Below are 14,899 nucleotides of genomic sequence, written 5' to 3' on the forward strand. Positions count from 1 at the left end.
CATCATGCGCATCCTCATCATCGAAGACGACAGCGAAACCCGCGACTTCGTCGCACGGGGTCTACGGGAGATCGGCCATGCCGTAAGTGTGGCCGCCGACGGGCGCGATGGCCTGTTCCAGGCGACCGATGGCGGATTCGACGCGGTCGTGGTCGACCGGATGCTGCCGGGACTGGACGGCCTGTCGCTGGTCAAGATGCTGCGCGCCGCGGGCAACAGCAGCCCCATATTGATGCTGACCGCGATCGGCCGGATCGCCGACCGGGTCGAGGGACTGGAAGCGGGCGCCGACGACTATCTGGTCAAGCCCTTCGCCTTTTCCGAGCTGGTGGCGCGCGTGAACGCGCTCGGCCGCCGCCCGGCGCCGCAAATGGAGACGGCGAAACTGGCGGTCGGCGACATAGAGATCGACCTGCATCGCCGCACCGTCCATCGCGCGGGCAGGAAAGTGGCGCTCCAGCCGCGCGAATTTGCGCTGCTGGCCGAACTGATGCGCAACCGCCATCGCGTCATGACCCGCACGATGCTGCTGGAACGCGTCTGGGACTTTGATTTCGAGCCGAAGACCAACATCGTCGAAACCCATCTCAGCCGCCTGCGGTCGAAGCTCAACGCCGGGTTCGATGTCGACGCAATCGAAACCGTGCGCGGCGCGGGCTATATGATCCGCAGCGAATGATGCGCCGTCCCTGGCGCACCACATTCGGCCTCACCGCGCTCGTCAGCCTGGTCTTCGCGCTGGCGACGCTGGTGATCGGCGTGCTGGCCTATGTCGTGGTGCATGAGGCGATGGAGGTGCAGCTCGATCAGCGTATTGCGACCGAAACCCGCTCGTTGCTGGCCCGAACGGGCGATGGCGGCACGGCGCGGCTCGCAGCGCTGATCCATCAACGCGACGCCGCCCATAGCACCGCCAGCCTGGGCTATATCCTGCTCGATCCGCAGGGACGGCGACTGGCGGGTGCTTTCGATGCGCAGGTGCCTGCAATGTCGGGCTATGTCGAACTGCTCCCCTATGGCCGGGAAGGCGGCATCGCCCAGTCGCTGACGACACGCCTGCCCGATGGTGGCCGCTTGCTGGTCGCCGTCGACCGCCAGGTGATCGACGAGATGGACATCACGATCCTGAAGCTGTTCCTGGCGGCGTTCGCCACCATGTTGTTGCTCGCAATCGGCGGCGCCTGGACGGTGGGCGTCGTCACGCAGCGCCGGCTGCGCCGGTTCGACGACGCCGCCCAGGCGATCATCGCGGGCGACCCGCGCCAGCGTATGCCGCTGGACGGGTCGGGCAGCGAGTTCGACCGGGTCGCGCAAACCCTCAATCACATGCTCGACCGCAATGCCGCGCTGGTCGAAAATCTGCGTCAGGTGTCGAGCGATGTCGCCCACGACCTGCGCACGCCACTGACCCGCCTGCACAACCAACTGCATGAGGCGCTGACGCGCGAGGGGGACGAGAGAAAGGTCGCCATCGAAGCGGCGACGATGGAATCGCAGGAACTGCTGGAACTGTTCGGGGCGATCCTGCGCATTTCCGAGGTCGAGGCCGGAACGCTGCGTCGCGATTTTCGCGACCTGTCCATGACCGACCTCGTCGAAGATCTGATCGATTCCTACGACCCCGATTTCGAGATTTCGGGGCATCGGCTTTCATCCGCTGTCGCGCCCGGCCACATCTTCATGGCGACCGCCGCCTGTTGCGCCAACTGGTCGCCAATCTGCTCGACAACGTCCTGCGTCATACTCCGCCCGGCACTCGCGTTTCGGTGACGCTTTCCTCGCAGGACGCTTGCCTCCTGCTATGCGTGCGCGACGATGGTCCGGGCGTCCCCGAAGCGGATATCCCCCGCCTGTTCGACCGGTTCAGCCGCTCCGAAGCCAGCCGGTCCACCGACGGCCACGGCCTGGGGCTCGCCCTCGTCGCGGCTGTCGCAAGGATACACGGCGGATCGGCGTCGATCCTGCCCGCGCCCGGCTTTGGCGTTGAGGTGCGTCTGGCGCGCTGACCTTCCCCTGGTCGACATGGCGCAATCGGTCCATGTCATGCCGCGCCAGCAGAGCGAGGATCTGCCCGCCAAGAGCACCGACCGCGCCATGCCGGGAGATGAACTATCGCAGCCTGCGGCCAAAGCGTCCCGGGCGCCGGGCCGCCCGGCGATGAACTCAACCGCCATGTTCGAATTTGCATCCGTTTTCAGGGGAAAAGCGGAAATGATCCGAACGGCAAAAAGTACAGTATTCCGAAGGAGGAAGGGATCATCTTTAATGGGATTCCGACACGTCTTCCCGCTCGACTTGTTCCGTCGCTCCCGTCTAAGAAGACGCTATGATGAAGCTGTTCATGGGCAACAAGGCCTATTCGAGCTGGTCGCTGCGCGGCTGGCTGGCGTGCAAATTGTCCGCCCTCCCGTTCGAGGAGGTGGTCGTCCCCCTCTATGACGAAGCCTGGGAGAAACGGCGTGAGGGCGACGAGTTCGCTCCCTCCTCCGGCAAGGTGCCGATCCTGTGGGACGGTGACGACGTCGTCGTGTGGGACAGCCTGGCCATCGTCGAATATCTGAACGAAAAGACCAGTGGCGACCTGTTCTGGCCGGTCGATCCCGCCGCGCGCGCCATGGCCCGGTCGATGGCGGCGGAAATGCACAGCAGCTTCGCCGCGCTCCGCCGCGAGCACAGCATGAACATCCGGCAGATCTATCCCGCCGTGCCGCCATCCGAGCCAGTGGCGCAGGATATCGCCCGAATCATGCAGCTCTGGGCGCAGGCCCGCGCCCGCCATGGCGGCGAAGGCGACTTCCTGTTCGGTGCCTTCGGGGCGGTGGATGTCATGTTCGCGCCCGTCGTCACTCGCTTCATCACCTATCAACTGCCGGTCGCCCGCTTTGCGCAAGCCTATATGCAAGCCATCATCGCCCATCCCTGGATGCAGGAATGGATCGGCGGCGCGCAGGCGGAGGACTGGGTAATCGACCGATTCGAAGTTCCGCCACAGTCGGTGTGAGGCCATGAGCGACACGCCCGAAACGCCCAGAGAGGCAGCCAAAGAAGAGCGGGCAGCGGAAGCCGCCGCGATTCGTCGTCGCTGGATCACCCTGGGCGAAGTGCTGGCGGTGCTGGCGGTGGGTATCTCCGCGCTCACCCTCTATCTCAACTGGGCCGACAAGAAGGACGAACGCGCCGAAAAGGCGGCGGAAAGCCGCAAGGCGTCCAGCCGCGCCGCCGTACTGGTGCTCAATGCCGATTCGGTGAAGGACGACCGGATCGCGCTCAGGACCGCCGATCCCGACCAGATCATCCAGAGCCAGACCATCCTCTTCCCCCGCGCGCTCGGCATCGCGGCGGTCAATACCACCGGCGATCCGCGGATCGAGGCCGGCTGGTTCGACAGCGCGCTCAAGAAGGCGCGGGCCAGGGCGAAGCTGCCCGACGACAGCGTGGGCGACGAGCGGTTGCCGGTGGTCATCACCACTCGTTTTATGGTGGGTGGCGATGCGCATGAGAATGTAGCGCTCTACGACATAGGCTATGGCATTGCGGGCCGCTGGATCGCCGGGCACAGTCTGGCGCTACGCGGCCTGTCGCGGGTCGAAACGGTCAAGGCCGACAGCGCCCAGATGAGGGTCGACGCCCGGTGGGCGCGCCTCAGTCAAAAATAGCCCAAGCCCTGCTTTTCCGCCTGAAACAGGAAAGCCGCTTGTCTTGCGGCGATGAAACGGGTGCAAGGCGCGCGCAGGGTTGCGCAATATGACGATAAGGACAAGACGGGCGCCATGAGCCTGATGGGATCGATCGACCTCTTCCACGCCATTGCCGGCCTGCTGGTCGGCGTGCTGGTGGGTGTGACCGGCGTTGGCGGCGGTTCGCTGATGACGCCGCTGCTGGTGCTGATGTTCGGCGTCAGCGCCAAGACCGCGGTGGGCACCGACCTGCTCTTCGCCGCCCTGACCAAGATCGTCGGATCGGCGGTCCATGGCAAACGCGACACGATCGAATGGCCGATCGTGCGGCGCATGGCGGCGGGCAGCGTGCCGTCCGCGCTCGTCACGCTGCTGGTGCTCGGCTGGATCGGCGACGTCGGCAAAACGACCGAACATATCATCCTGCTGTCGCTCGCCTCGCTGCTGGCGCTGACGTCGATCGCGGTCATCGGCCGCAAATGGCTGTTTCGCCATCGGGACGAGCTGGGATCGGGCCACTCGGCCGACGCCACCTTCTATGGCACCACGGCGCTCGGGGCGCTGATCGGGGCGGCGGTTACGCTCTCCTCGGTCGGCGCGGGCGCGATCGGCGTGACGGTGCTGCTCATCCTCTATCCCCGCCTGCCGGTTGCCCGCATCGTGGGGTCGGACATCGCCCATGCCGTGCCGCTGGCGCTGATCGCCGGGACGGGCCACTGGCTGATGGGCGACGTCAACGGCGTACTGCTGATGAACCTGTTGATCGGGTCGATACCCGGCGTGATCGTTGGCAGCTATCTGTCGTCCCATGCCCCCGACAAGGTGCTGCAACCCCTGCTCGCCGCGGTGCTGGCGCTGTCCTCCTGGCAATTGTTCGTCAAGGCCCGCACGCCCGACCCGGTGAAGGTCGAGGCGCCCGCTCTGGCCAAATCGCACTGACATCAAAAAGCCCGGCCCTCGCGGACGAGGACCGGGCTTTTCAGATCGAAGGATCGCGGCTTTAGCCGACGATTTCTTCCGGCTTGAAGAAATAGGCGATCTCGATCGCGGCATTTTCTTCGCTGTCCGAACCATGGACCGAATTGGCTTCGATCGATTCGGCCAGTTCCTTGCGGATCGTGCCGGCGTCGGCATTGGCGGGGTTGGTGGCGCCCATGATGTCGCGGTTGCGCTGCACGGCATTCTCGCCTTCCAGCACCTGGACGACGACCGGGCCGGAAATCATGAAGGCGACCAGGTCGGCGAAGAAAGGCCGTTCCTTGTGAACGCCGTAGAAGCCTTCGGCCTGCTCGCGGCTCATGCGGATGCGCTTGGATGCGACGACGCGCAGCCCGGCTTCTTCCAGCAGCTTGGTGACGGCGCCGGTCAGGTTGCGACGGGTCGCGTCGGGCTTGATGATCGAAAAGGTGCGCGTGACGGCCATGGCCCTCGAAACTCCAGATTGTTGGGAATGCTGGGCGCGCCTTTAGACGCGGCCGGGCCGGGCCGCAAGGGGCTTAACCCTGACCGAACATCAGGCCATTTGCACCCATTTGCGCCCGTCCTGCTTGAAGTAGCGCGAAATCGTCTCCTCGCGCTTCGACAGCACCCGCCAACTGGCGCGCGCGCCGTCGACCGTATCCTCGTCGAAAAAGTAGAAGGCCCGCTCGAACCCCAGCGCCGCGTCGCGCCAGATACCGTCCGCCAGCGCGATATGCGCCGCGCCGTTCAGCGCCTCGCAAGCCTCGCTCAGCAGGATCGGCTGCTGCGCCTCGCCGCCATCGCCCGCCCGGCCATGCGCCAGGAAGCTTTCAGGCGGACCGGCCCAAAGCCCCGCCGAAATCCGCTCCAGCCGCTCCGGTTCCTGCGCCACCACCAGCAGCCGCGCGCCCAGGTCCAGGATGCGCACCGCAATCGCGGGCAACACCTGGTCCACCGGATCGCGGCTGAGCTGGTAGAAATCAACCTGCACGGCTTTCCTCTAGCAAATTGGGGTCAATGCTCGAACTTGTCCGCAACGAGCCGGTCGATCAGGCGCACGCCATAGCCGGTGGCGCCCTTGTCCCAGGTCGCGCCCGGCTTGTCGGACCAGACCATGCCGGCGATGTCGAGATGCGCCCACTTCACGCCATCGTCCACGAAGCGCTTGATGAACTGCGCCGCGGTGATCGATCCAGCGTAACGCCCGCCGATATTCTTCATGTCGGCGATCGGGCTGTCGATCATTTTGTTATAGGCGTCCGACAGCGGGAAGCGCCACAACTGGTCGCCGCTCGCCTTGCCCGCTGCGGCCAGGTCTTTGGCCAGTCCGTCGTCATTGGCGAACAGGCCGCCATATTGATCGCCCAGCGCGACAATCATCGCGCCGGTCAGTGTGGCGAGGTCGATCATGACTTCGGGCGCGTAAGTCTTCTGCGCCCATGTGATGGCATCACATAGCACTAGCCGCCCCTCGGCGTCAGTATTCAGCACCTCGATCGTCTGTCCGGACATCGACGTCACGATGTCGCCGGGGCGCTGCGCATTGGCGTCCGGCATATTTTCGACCAGACCGCAAATGCCGACCACGCGCGCCTTTGCCTTGCGCCCGGCCAGCGCCTTGATCGCGCCGGCGACCGCGCCCGCGCCGCCCATGTCCCACTTCATGTCTTCCATGCCGGCCGCCGGCTTGATGGAGATGCCGCCGGTGTCGAAGGTCACGCCCTTGCCGACGAAGACGACCGGCTTTTCGACAGCGCCATTGGTGCCGTCCCATTCCAGCGCCAGCAGCCGCGCCTCGCGCACGGACCCCTGCGCCACGCCCAGCAGCGCGCCCATGCCCAGTTTTTCCATCGCCGCCTTGTCGAGCACGGTGATCTTCACGCCCAGTTCGGCCATATGCTGGCAACGCTCGACGAAGCTTTCGGGATAGAGGATGTTCGCCGGCTCCGACACCAGTTCGCGGGTGAAGGCGACGCCTGCGGCGACCGCAGCCAGCCGGTCCCACGCCGCGTCCGCGCCAGCCGCAACCAGCGTGATCGTCTTCAGCGTCGGCTTGGCCTTTTCGGGCTGACGGGTGCGATAGGTGTCGATCCGCCAGCCGCGCAGCAATGCGCCGAACGCCAGATGCGCCGCCAGTTCGCCGCTCGCGCCGCCGAAAAATTCCACCGCAGCATGGATCGCGCCGCTGGTCGACAGCTTTGCGGTCAGCGCCGCGCCGGCCTTTTCCACGTCCTGTTCGCTACCTGCGCCGATGCCCAGCAACAGCACGCGCAGCGTCTTGCCGCCTTCGGACACGAAGCTTTCGAAGCTCGTCCCCGTCTCGCCGGTGAAGCGCGATGCGGCGGCGCCCGCCGCCAAAATGGGCGCGGCCGACAGGGGCAGCGCGTCGAAACCGCCCTTGGGCACGGCGAACACCAGCGTGTCGGCATCGGGACGGGTCGGGCTGAACTGGATATCCATCGGGGTTCTTGTCCTCTTGTTCGTTCGGGGCGGGGGGGCCAAGCCGGCCGCTCTCTTATCTGCCAGATAGTGCGGCTTTCTCCGTCTGGCAAAGCCGTTCGACCGATTTCCGGGCAAAGATGCGCGACGGGCGATTGCGGACGGGCAATCAGTGCGATAGGCGGGACGGCAAGATGCGCCCCGTTGATGAGGCCCCACCGCTTGCAAACCGTCCTGTTCCCTTCGTCCGTTCGCAATGCCCTGCTGGCTGGCGCGACGCTGCCCGCTTTCCTGCTGGCGCCCGCGGCACTGGCGCAGCAGCTCAACGAGCCCGCTACGCCCATCAGCGCGCCCGACGCGCCGATGCCGGAGAATGACGACCAGATCGGCTTTGCCGCCGACGCGCTGCAATATGACAGCAACAGCGAAGTCGTGACCGCCAACGGCAATGTCCAGTTGCTGCGCGACGGCAACCGCCTGCGCGCCGACAAGGTCATATGGGACCGCAACAGCGGCAAGGTGGAGGCGATCGGCAATGTCTCGGTCATCGATCCCGAAGGCAATATCGCCTATGGTGACCGCTTCGACGTCACCGATACGCTCAAGGACGGCGCGGTCGACAATATGCTGCTGGTGCTCCAGTCGGGCGGCCGCCTGGCGTCGGTGAAGGGCACGCGCGCCAACGGGGTCTACACGCTCAATCGCGCCACCTATACCGGCTGCGCGGTGGAGGACAGCCATGGCTGTCCCAAGGAACCTACCTGGCAGATCAACGCCATCCGGGTCATCTACGACCCGACGCGCCAGCGCGTCACCTACAAGAACGCCAATATCGAGCTGTTCGGCCTGCCGCTGATCCCGTTGCCCGGCCTGTCGCATCCGGTCGGCGATGGCGGCAGCAGCGGCCTGTTGATGCCCAATCTGCGCTATGACCGCAATAACGGCTTCGAAGTGGCGCTGCCCTATTATTTCAAGCTGGCGCCCAATCGCGACATTACCATCACGCCGCATGTCTATACCGATACGTTGCCGATGCTGGAGGCCAATTACCGCCACCTCTACGATCGCGGCGCCTATCAGGTCACCGGCTACATCACCCATGGCAGCCGCGTCGCGACCAGCGACAGCAGCACGGGGACGACCCCGGCGACAGCCGAAAAGGATATTCGCGGCTATCTCGACGCCAGCGGCAAGATGCAGCTGTCGCCCGAATGGAGCCTCGACGGGTCGCTCCGCTTCGCCACCGATCGCACCTTCCTGCGTCGCTACGATATCAGCCGCGACGACCGTCTGCGTTCGACGCTCGGCGCGCAGCGGATCGGCGAAAACAGCTATTTCTCGATTCGCGGCTGGGCGGTGCAGACCCTGCGCCAAGGCGATTCGCAAGGGCAGACGCCGATCGCGCTGCCGGTCATCGACTATCGCCTGCGGCTGAAAGACCCGCTGCTGGGCGGCGTGCTCCAGTTGCAGGCCAACACGCTCGCCATCACCCGCACCAGCGGCCAGGACACGCAGCGCGCCTTCGCCGCGGCGGAATGGAACCTGCGCACGCTGACCGGGCTGGGGCAGGAAGTCACCTTCACCGGCTATCTGCGCGGCGACGTCTATCACAGCAGCGACAACGCCCTGACCTCGGTCGTGAGCTATGCCGGCGATCCCGGCTGGCAGGCGCGCGGCATCGCCGCCGCTGCGGTGGACATGCGCTGGCCCTTCGTCGGCGAAGCCTTTGGCGGCGTCCAGCGCATCGCCCCGCGGGTGCAGATCGTCGCCGCGCCGCATCTGGCCAACCTGTCGCTGCCCAATGAAGACGCACGCGCCGTCGATCTGGAGGATAGCAACCTCTTCGCACTCAATCGCTTCGCGGGCTATGATCGGTTCGAGGATTCGACTCGCATCACCTATGGCCTGGAATATAGCCTGGCGCTGCCGGACTTCTCGCTCGAAAGCATCGTCGGCCAGAGCTACCGGATCGACAATCGCCCCGCGATCCTGCCCGACGGCACTGGCCTGTCCGACCGCACGTCGGACATCGTCGGCCGCACCACCGTCCGCTACAAGGATTTCGTCGCCCTCACCCACCGCTTCCGCGTGGACAAGGACAATCTTTCCGTTCGCCGCAACGAGATCGACGCGACCGTTGGCAGTAAGAAGACCTATGCGATGGTCGGCTATCTGCGGCTCAACCGCGACGTGGCGTCGGGGCTGGAGGATTTGCAGGATCGCGAGGAACTGCGCCTGGGCGGCCGGGTTCAGTTCGCACGTTTCTGGTCGGTGTTCGGCTCGACCGTCATCGACCTGACCGATGCGAAGGAAGATCCGCTCAGCGTCTCGGACGGCTATGAGCCGGTCCGTCACCGCCTCGGCATCGCTTATGAGGACGACTGCCTGACGCTCGGCCTCACCTGGCGCCGCGACTATCAGGCCAATGGCGACGCGCGAAAGGGCAATGGCTTCCAGCTACGGCTAGCTTTCCGCAATATTGGCATATAAGGAACAGGCTCCCGCCTACCGTCAGGACTGGTTAAGGCGGACCAGCGCATCACGCGCCGGTTCGTATTGGAGATTTTTGCCGACGATGCTGCCTGTCGCTTCCTCGCCCAACCGCATGTTTCCCAACCGCATGATGCATGGCGTCCGTTCGGGTCTTCGCACCCTGCTCCTGTCTTCGGCGCTGCTCGGCACCGGCGTCCAGCCCCTTCTCGCCCAGACGGTCGATGACGGCAGCGACGTCGCGACGCAGCAGCTCAACCTGCCCAAGGACGTCACGCTCTTCGGCAAGAGCGACCCCAATGTCCGCAAGGCGACGGCGATCGTCAACGGCCGGATCATCACCGGGACGGACATCGACCAGCGCCTCGCCCTCATCATCACCGCCAACGGCGGCAAGGTGGAAGAGGCGGAAAAGGAGCGTCTGCGCGTACAGGTGCTGCGCAACCTGATCGACGAAACGCTCCAGATCCAGGAAGCCGCCGCCAACGACATCAAGGTCGATCCGGCCGAAGTGCAGCAGAGCTATGAGCGCGTCGCGGCCAATTTCCGCCAGTCGCCGACCCAGTTCGACGGCTATCTGCGCGAAAAAGGCAGCGCCCCGGCCAGCATCAAGCGCCAGATCGAGGGCGAACTCGCCTGGAGCCGCCTGCTCCGCCGCAACATCCAGCCCTTCGTCAACGTGTCGGAAGACGAAGTGAAGTCGGTGGTCGATCGCCTCAACGCCGCCAAGGGCAGCGACGAATATCGCATCGGCGAAATCTATCTGTCGGCGACACCGGAAAATCACGCCCAGATCGTCGCCAACGCGCGCAACATCATCGAACAGATACAAAAGGGCGGCAGCTTCCCGGCCTATGCCCGGCAATTTTCCGAAGCGTCGACCGCGGCGGTCGGCGGCGATCTGGGCTGGGTTCGCCCCGCCCAGTTGCCGCCCGAACTGGCGCAGGCCGCAGCGGAGATGCAGGTCGGCCAGATCGCCGGCCCGATCGACGTCGCGGGCGGCCTGTCGCTCGTTTATGTCATGGACAAGCGCAAGGTGCTGACCGCCGATCCGCGCGATTCGCTGCTCAGCCTGAAACAGCTCTCCGTGCTCTTCCCCCAGGGTACGACGAAGGATCAGGCCAGCGCCAAAGCCGCCACATTCGCCGCCGCCGTCAAGGAGATCAAGGGCTGCGGCCAAGCCAATGAGATCGGCGGAAAGATCGGCGCCGACGTCGTCGATAACGATAATGTGAAGGTGCGCGACCTGCCGCCGCAGTTGCAGGACATCCTCATGAACCTGCAAGTGGGCGAATCGACCCCGCCCTTCGGTTCGATCACCGACGGCGTCCGCGTGCTGGTGGTCTGCGGCCGCGACGATCCGGCGTCGGCCAATACCCCCAATGCCGAACAGATCCAGGCCCAGCTTGAGGAAGAACGGGTCAACAAGCGCGCGCGCATCTATCTGCGTGACCTTCGTCGCGATGCGGTCATCGAATATAATTGACGCCGCGCCTCTCGCACCCTTTGCGGTGTCGCTCGGCGATCCCGCCGGGATCGGGCCGGAGATCGTCGCGAAAAGCTGGGTGATGCGCGAAGCGCGCGGCCTGCCGCCCTTCTTCGCGGTGGGCGACGCCGCGTCGCTCCGCGCAGTATGGCTGGGACCGATCGCGATCATCGGCGCGCCTGAAGAGGCTGCCGGCGCGTTCGGCACGGCCTTGCCCTGCCTTCAGGTCGCCGACGCGGGCGAAATCGTGCCGGGCAGCCCCAGCATCGACGGCGCCCGCACCGCCTTCCAGGCGCTCGAAGTGGCGGTCGGGCTGGCCAGACAGGGATCGGCCGCCGGAATCGTGACCGCGCCGGTGGGCAAGGAACAGCTCTACGGCGTCGGCTTCACCCATCCGGGCCAGACCGAATTCGTCGCCGAACGCTGCGGCGTGTCCCCCCACAACGCGGTGATGATGCTGGCCGGGCCGTCATTGAAGGTCGTGCCGATTACCATCCATATTCCGCTGGCCGATGTGCCGTCGGTGCTGACCATCGACCTGATCCGCGCCCGCGCGCTGACCACGGCCAAGGGATTGCAGCGCAATTTCGGCATCGCTCGCCCGCGCCTCGCCGTGGCGGGGCTCAACCCCCATGCCGGCGAAAATGGCGCGCTGGGCCGGGAAGAGATCGACGTGATCCGTCCCGCGATCGAACTGCTCCGCGAAGACGGCCTAGACATCGTCGGCCCGCTCGCCGCCGATGGCATGTTCCACGCCCGCGCCCGCGAAGCCTATGACGCCGCGCTCTGCATGTATCACGACCAGGCGCTGATCCCGATCAAGACGCTCTATTTCGACGAAGGCGTCAACATCACGCTGGGCCTGCCGATCGTGCGCACATCGCCCGACCATGGCACCGCCTTCGGCATCGCCGGCACCGACAGCGCCAATCCCGGCGCGATGATGGCCGCGCTCAAGATGGCGGCCGAAGCCGCCCGCGCCCGCCTCGCCCATGGCTGACACGCGCCCCGCATTGCCGCCTCTTCGTGACGTGATCGCGCGCCATGGCCTCGCCGCCAGCAAGGCGCTGGGCCAGAATTTCCTGCTCGACGAGCAACTGCTCGACCGGATCGCCGCCATCCCCGGCCCGCTCCGGGACGCGCCCGCGTTCGAAGTCGGCCCCGGTCCCGGCGGCCTCACCCGCGCCATCCTGCGCGCGGGGGCAAAACTGGTCGCGGTCGAGCGCGACCGACGCTGCCTGCCCGCGCTCGCCGAACTGGAGGAGGCCTTTCCCGGCCAGCTCCGCGTCATTTCCGGCGACGCGATGGCGACCGACGCCCATGCCGAGGCGGGTGACGGCGCCCATATCATCGCCAATCTCCCCTATAATGTCGGCACGCCTTTGCTCGTCGGCTGGCTGTCGGCGCAATGGGCGCCACTGCCCTGGTGGTCCAGCCTGACGCTGATGTTCCAGATGGAAGTCGCCGAGCGCATCGTCGCCAAGACCGGCTCCGATCATTATGGCCGCCTTGCCGTCCTGTCCCAGTGGCGCAGCGACGCGAAGATCGCGATGAAAGTGCATCGCAGCGCCTTCACCCCCCCGCCCAAGGTGATGTCGGCGGTGGTCCACATCACCCCCAAGCCGGCGCCCGAAGGGGTGCAGCTCAAATATCTCGAACGCCTCACCGCCGCCGCCTTCGGCCAGCGCCGCAAGATGCTGCGCCAGAGCCTGAAAGGTCTGCCCGGTGCGCTCGAAGCGCTGGGCAGCCTCGGCATCGATCCGCAACGTCGCGCCGAAACCGTTGGCGTAGAGGAATTCGTGGCAATCGCCCGGATATTGAGCCGTTAAATAATAGCCCTCATTCGTTCGCTTCGAACATAGTCGAGAAGCCGATAGCGCCGTGCCAGCGTTTCTCGACTATGCTCGAAACGAACGGCTATCTTCTGGTCTGGAAACCCGATGTCCCGCCTCATCCTGTTCAACAAGCCCTATGACATGCTGTCCCAGTTCACGGATCGCGGCACAGATACGGCGCGCGCAACCCTGTCCGATTGCATCGCCGTGCCGGGCGTCTACCCCGCCGGTCGGCTGGACCGCGATAGCGAGGGGCTTTTGCTGCTGACCGATGACGGCCGGCTGCAATCGCGCATCGCCGACCCCAAATATAAGACCGCGAAAACCTATCTGGCGCAGGTCGAGGGCGACGTCACAGATGCCGCGCTGGCCACGCTTCGCCGCGGCGTGGACCTCAAGGACGGCCTCACCCGTCCGGCCGATGTCGAACGGATCGACGATCCGGGCCTATGGTCCCGCAATCCGCCGATCCGGGTGCGCAAGGCCATTCCCGACTGCTGGATCAGCCTTACCATCCGCGAAGGCCGCAACCGCCAGGTCCGCCGCATGACCGCGGCGGTCGGCCATCCCACTCTGCGCCTCGTCCGCTGGCGCGTCGGTGACTGGACGCTCGATGGCTTGCAACCGGGCGAATGGCGCGAGGTTCAGGTCGGCTGATCGTCCTCACCGGGGGTTAGCAACACCCGCTTGCCCTTGGTCCGGCTGGTCAGATGATATTGGCCGCACCGGTCGCAGCGATAGAAACGCAGCGGCACGCTCCCCTCCAACGCCGCCGCCAGGGCCGCCTCCTGCGAGCCGAACCGCCTCTTGCGCGCACAGATGCTCAGGCGCGTACGGATCGCTCAGTCCTCGGGCAGGAAGCTGACGCTGCCCTCATTGTAGAGCGTCACCACCAGTTCCATCGCTGCGTCGGACCCGATCAGCCCCGGATCGATCACGACGCTGTCCGTCGCGCAAATCTGCCGGGCCAGCGCCGCAACATCGCCGCTGCAATCATGGCTCTCGCCATCCACGAACAGTGTCATCGAACCCTCCTCCTGCGCCACGAAGGCGAAGCGGCTCGCCGGATTGCGGCACAGCGCGACGCCCTCCTCCACCAGTTCGCGCACATCCTCGACCGCGATCGGCTCGTCGGGCCGGAAGTCCAGTTCGGGATATTTACGCTCGCTATTATACTCCCCGAACCACCGCGCAAAGGCGGCGCGGTCGTTCAAAGCCTCCGCCACCATCGCCTGCAACCGCGCCAGCGCCGCCGCGCCGATCTCGCCCGGATTGCTCTGCATCGTCAGGTCCGGGTCAGCATAGCGGTCGTCATCCTCCATGCCGCCGACGACATGGGCGCAAAATTGCTCGACCAGCTCGCTGCGCGACGGCGCGCGGAAGCCGACCGAATAGGTCATGCAATCGTCGCCCACGGCCACGCCATTATGCGCGACGCCCGGCGGCACATAGAGGATATCGCCCGGCTCCAGCACCCATTCGGCTTCGGGCTGGAAATCGGCCAGCAGGCGCAGATCCTCATGCAGCATCAGCGGCGTATCGGCGTCGCACCGCCCGCCCACCTGCCAGCGCCGCCGGCCCAGCCCCTGGATCAGGAACACGTCATATTGGTCGTAATGCGCGCCCACGCCGCCGCCATCGGTGGCGTAGCTGACCATCACGTCGTCGATCCGCCAGTTGGGGATGAAGCGGAACGGCGCCACCAGCGCGGCGACTGCCGGCACATGCATGTCCACCGCCTGCACCAGCAACGTCCAGGGGCTGCGGCCCATCGCGCCGAACCGGTCTTCGGGCAGCGGCCCATGTTCGACCATCCAGCGCCCGTCGCCCTGGCCGATCAGCCGCGACTCGACGCCTTCCTCGCAGGCCAAACCCGCCAGCTCGTCCGGATCGAGCGGATTGGCCCATCCCGCCCACGGATTGCGGATCAGCAGCGGCTGCTTCTGCCAATAGTCGCGCAGGAACAGGTCGGCGTCGAAATCTGTGAAGTGCATGGGCTGCCCGCTTTTCAG

Annotated in this window: 15 protein-coding genes; 11 read left to right on the top strand and 4 right to left on the bottom strand. The window is 65.8% G+C overall.

Translation table 11 applies throughout. The features are described 5' to 3' along the window. The first annotated feature begins 4 nt into the window (after positions 1 to 4). From K9B33_RS05180 to K9B33_RS05205, 6 genes are all read left to right on the top strand, one after another. Complete coding sequence (locus tag K9B33_RS05180) at positions 5 to 679, top strand: response regulator transcription factor (protein WP_224547184.1); 675 nt, start codon at positions 5 to 7, stop codon at positions 677 to 679. Beyond that, entirely contained in the window at positions 676 to 1,770 is a 1,095-nt protein-coding gene (locus K9B33_RS05185) for a histidine kinase dimerization/phospho-acceptor domain-containing protein (RefSeq protein WP_224547185.1), read from the top strand. Before K9B33_RS05180 ends, K9B33_RS05185 begins: the two co-directional genes overlap by 4 nt. Continuing rightward, entirely contained in the window at positions 1,698 to 2,006 is a 309-nt protein-coding gene (locus tag K9B33_RS05190) for a sensor histidine kinase (RefSeq protein WP_224547186.1), read from the top strand. The genes K9B33_RS05185 and K9B33_RS05190 overlap by 73 nt, the downstream gene beginning before the upstream one ends. A gap of 320 nt (positions 2,007 to 2,326) precedes the next feature. Then, positions 2,327 to 3,001: a glutathione S-transferase family protein gene (locus K9B33_RS05195; RefSeq protein ID WP_224547187.1), complete on the top strand. Its 675-nt coding sequence runs from the start codon at positions 2,327 to 2,329 to the stop codon at positions 2,999 to 3,001. A gap of 4 nt (positions 3,002 to 3,005) precedes the next feature. Further along, positions 3,006 to 3,656 carry a hypothetical protein gene (locus tag K9B33_RS05200; RefSeq protein ID WP_224547188.1) on the top strand — a complete coding sequence of 217 codons (651 nt, stop codon included), beginning with the start codon at positions 3,006 to 3,008 and terminating at the stop codon, positions 3,654 to 3,656. 114 nt (positions 3,657 to 3,770) lie between these two features. Then, positions 3,771 to 4,616, top strand: a complete 846-nt coding sequence (locus K9B33_RS05205) for a sulfite exporter TauE/SafE family protein (protein WP_224547414.1) — start codon at positions 3,771 to 3,773, stop codon at positions 4,614 to 4,616. 61 nt (positions 4,617 to 4,677) lie between these two features. Here K9B33_RS05205 and ndk read toward each other — a convergent pair whose 3' ends face one another. From ndk to K9B33_RS05220, 3 genes are all read right to left on the bottom strand, one after another. Next, on the bottom strand, positions 4,678 to 5,100 hold the full coding sequence (ndk, locus tag K9B33_RS05210; RefSeq protein ID WP_224547189.1) for a nucleoside-diphosphate kinase: 423 nt from the start codon (positions 5,098 to 5,100) through the stop codon (positions 4,678 to 4,680). Positions 5,101 to 5,190: 90 nt separating this feature from the next. Then, a complete protein-coding gene (locus tag K9B33_RS05215) occupies positions 5,191 to 5,628 on the bottom strand; it encodes a DNA polymerase III subunit chi (protein WP_224547191.1) in 438 nt (145 codons plus the stop codon). A gap of 23 nt (positions 5,629 to 5,651) precedes the next feature. Further along, positions 5,652 to 7,097: a leucyl aminopeptidase gene (locus K9B33_RS05220; protein ID WP_224547193.1), complete on the bottom strand. Its 1,446-nt coding sequence runs from the start codon at positions 7,095 to 7,097 to the stop codon at positions 5,652 to 5,654. A gap of 186 nt (positions 7,098 to 7,283) precedes the next feature. Between K9B33_RS05220 and K9B33_RS05225 the strand changes: the two genes are divergently transcribed. The 5 genes from K9B33_RS05225 (at position 7,284) to K9B33_RS05245 (ending at position 13,544) form a co-directional block, all read left to right on the top strand. Continuing rightward, entirely contained in the window at positions 7,284 to 9,566 is a 2,283-nt protein-coding gene (locus K9B33_RS05225) for an LPS-assembly protein LptD (RefSeq protein ID WP_411973987.1), read from the top strand. Positions 9,567 to 9,651: 85 nt separating this feature from the next. After that, positions 9,652 to 11,052, top strand: coding sequence for a peptidylprolyl isomerase (locus K9B33_RS05230; protein WP_224547196.1), 1,401 nt, complete (start codon positions 9,652 to 9,654; stop codon positions 11,050 to 11,052). Further along, positions 11,030 to 12,052 carry a 4-hydroxythreonine-4-phosphate dehydrogenase PdxA gene (gene pdxA, locus K9B33_RS05235; RefSeq protein WP_224547198.1) on the top strand — a complete coding sequence of 341 codons (1,023 nt, stop codon included), beginning with the start codon at positions 11,030 to 11,032 and terminating at the stop codon, positions 12,050 to 12,052. Before K9B33_RS05230 ends, pdxA begins: the two co-directional genes overlap by 23 nt. Continuing rightward, positions 12,045 to 12,881, top strand: coding sequence for a 16S rRNA (adenine(1518)-N(6)/adenine(1519)-N(6))-dimethyltransferase RsmA (gene rsmA, locus K9B33_RS05240; RefSeq protein WP_224547200.1), 837 nt, complete (start codon positions 12,045 to 12,047; stop codon positions 12,879 to 12,881). The genes pdxA and rsmA overlap by 8 nt, the downstream gene beginning before the upstream one ends. 111 nt (positions 12,882 to 12,992) lie before the next feature. Then, positions 12,993 to 13,544: a pseudouridine synthase gene (locus K9B33_RS05245; protein ID WP_224547201.1), complete on the top strand. Its 552-nt coding sequence runs from the start codon at positions 12,993 to 12,995 to the stop codon at positions 13,542 to 13,544. A 185-nt stretch (positions 13,545 to 13,729) separates the two neighbouring features. Here the strand turns inward: K9B33_RS05245 and K9B33_RS05255 are convergent, their stop codons facing one another. Continuing rightward, complete coding sequence (locus K9B33_RS05255; RefSeq protein ID WP_224547202.1) at positions 13,730 to 14,881, bottom strand: cupin domain-containing protein; 1,152 nt, start codon at positions 14,879 to 14,881, stop codon at positions 13,730 to 13,732. Positions 14,882 to 14,899: the final 18 nt, after the last annotated feature.

It is taken from the genome of Sphingobium sp. 3R8 (assembly GCF_020166615.1).
GTDB lineage: Bacteria > Pseudomonadota > Alphaproteobacteria > Sphingomonadales > Sphingomonadaceae > Sphingobium > Sphingobium bisphenolicum.

Excerpts from the sequence above, each read along its gene's own strand:
- K9B33_RS05220 (WP_224547193.1), bottom strand. The coding sequence starts at position 7,097 with ATGGATATCCAGTTCAGCCCGACCCGTCCCGATGCCGACACGCTGGTG.
- K9B33_RS05225 (WP_411973987.1), top strand. The coding sequence starts at position 7,284 with ATGAGGCCCCACCGCTTGCAAACCGTCCTGTTCCCTTCGTCCGTTCGC.
- K9B33_RS05255 (WP_224547202.1), bottom strand. The coding sequence starts at position 14,881 with ATGCACTTCACAGATTTCGACGCCGACCTGTTCCTGCGCGACTATTGG.
- K9B33_RS05230 (WP_224547196.1), top strand. The coding sequence starts at position 9,652 with ATGCTGCCTGTCGCTTCCTCGCCCAACCGCATGTTTCCCAACCGCATG.
- ndk (WP_224547189.1), bottom strand. The coding sequence starts at position 5,100 with ATGGCCGTCACGCGCACCTTTTCGATCATCAAGCCCGACGCGACCCGT.
- K9B33_RS05185 (WP_224547185.1), top strand. The coding sequence starts at position 676 with ATGATGCGCCGTCCCTGGCGCACCACATTCGGCCTCACCGCGCTCGTC.
- rsmA (WP_224547200.1), top strand. The coding sequence starts at position 12,045 with ATGGCTGACACGCGCCCCGCATTGCCGCCTCTTCGTGACGTGATCGCG.
- pdxA (WP_224547198.1), top strand. The coding sequence starts at position 11,030 with ATGCGGTCATCGAATATAATTGACGCCGCGCCTCTCGCACCCTTTGCG.
- K9B33_RS05205 (WP_224547414.1), top strand. The coding sequence starts at position 3,771 with ATGAGCCTGATGGGATCGATCGACCTCTTCCACGCCATTGCCGGCCTG.
- K9B33_RS05200 (WP_224547188.1), top strand. The coding sequence starts at position 3,006 with ATGAGCGACACGCCCGAAACGCCCAGAGAGGCAGCCAAAGAAGAGCGG.
- K9B33_RS05195 (WP_224547187.1), top strand. The coding sequence starts at position 2,327 with ATGATGAAGCTGTTCATGGGCAACAAGGCCTATTCGAGCTGGTCGCTG.
- K9B33_RS05180 (WP_224547184.1), top strand. The coding sequence starts at position 5 with ATGCGCATCCTCATCATCGAAGACGACAGCGAAACCCGCGACTTCGTC.
- K9B33_RS05245 (WP_224547201.1), top strand. The coding sequence starts at position 12,993 with ATGTCCCGCCTCATCCTGTTCAACAAGCCCTATGACATGCTGTCCCAG.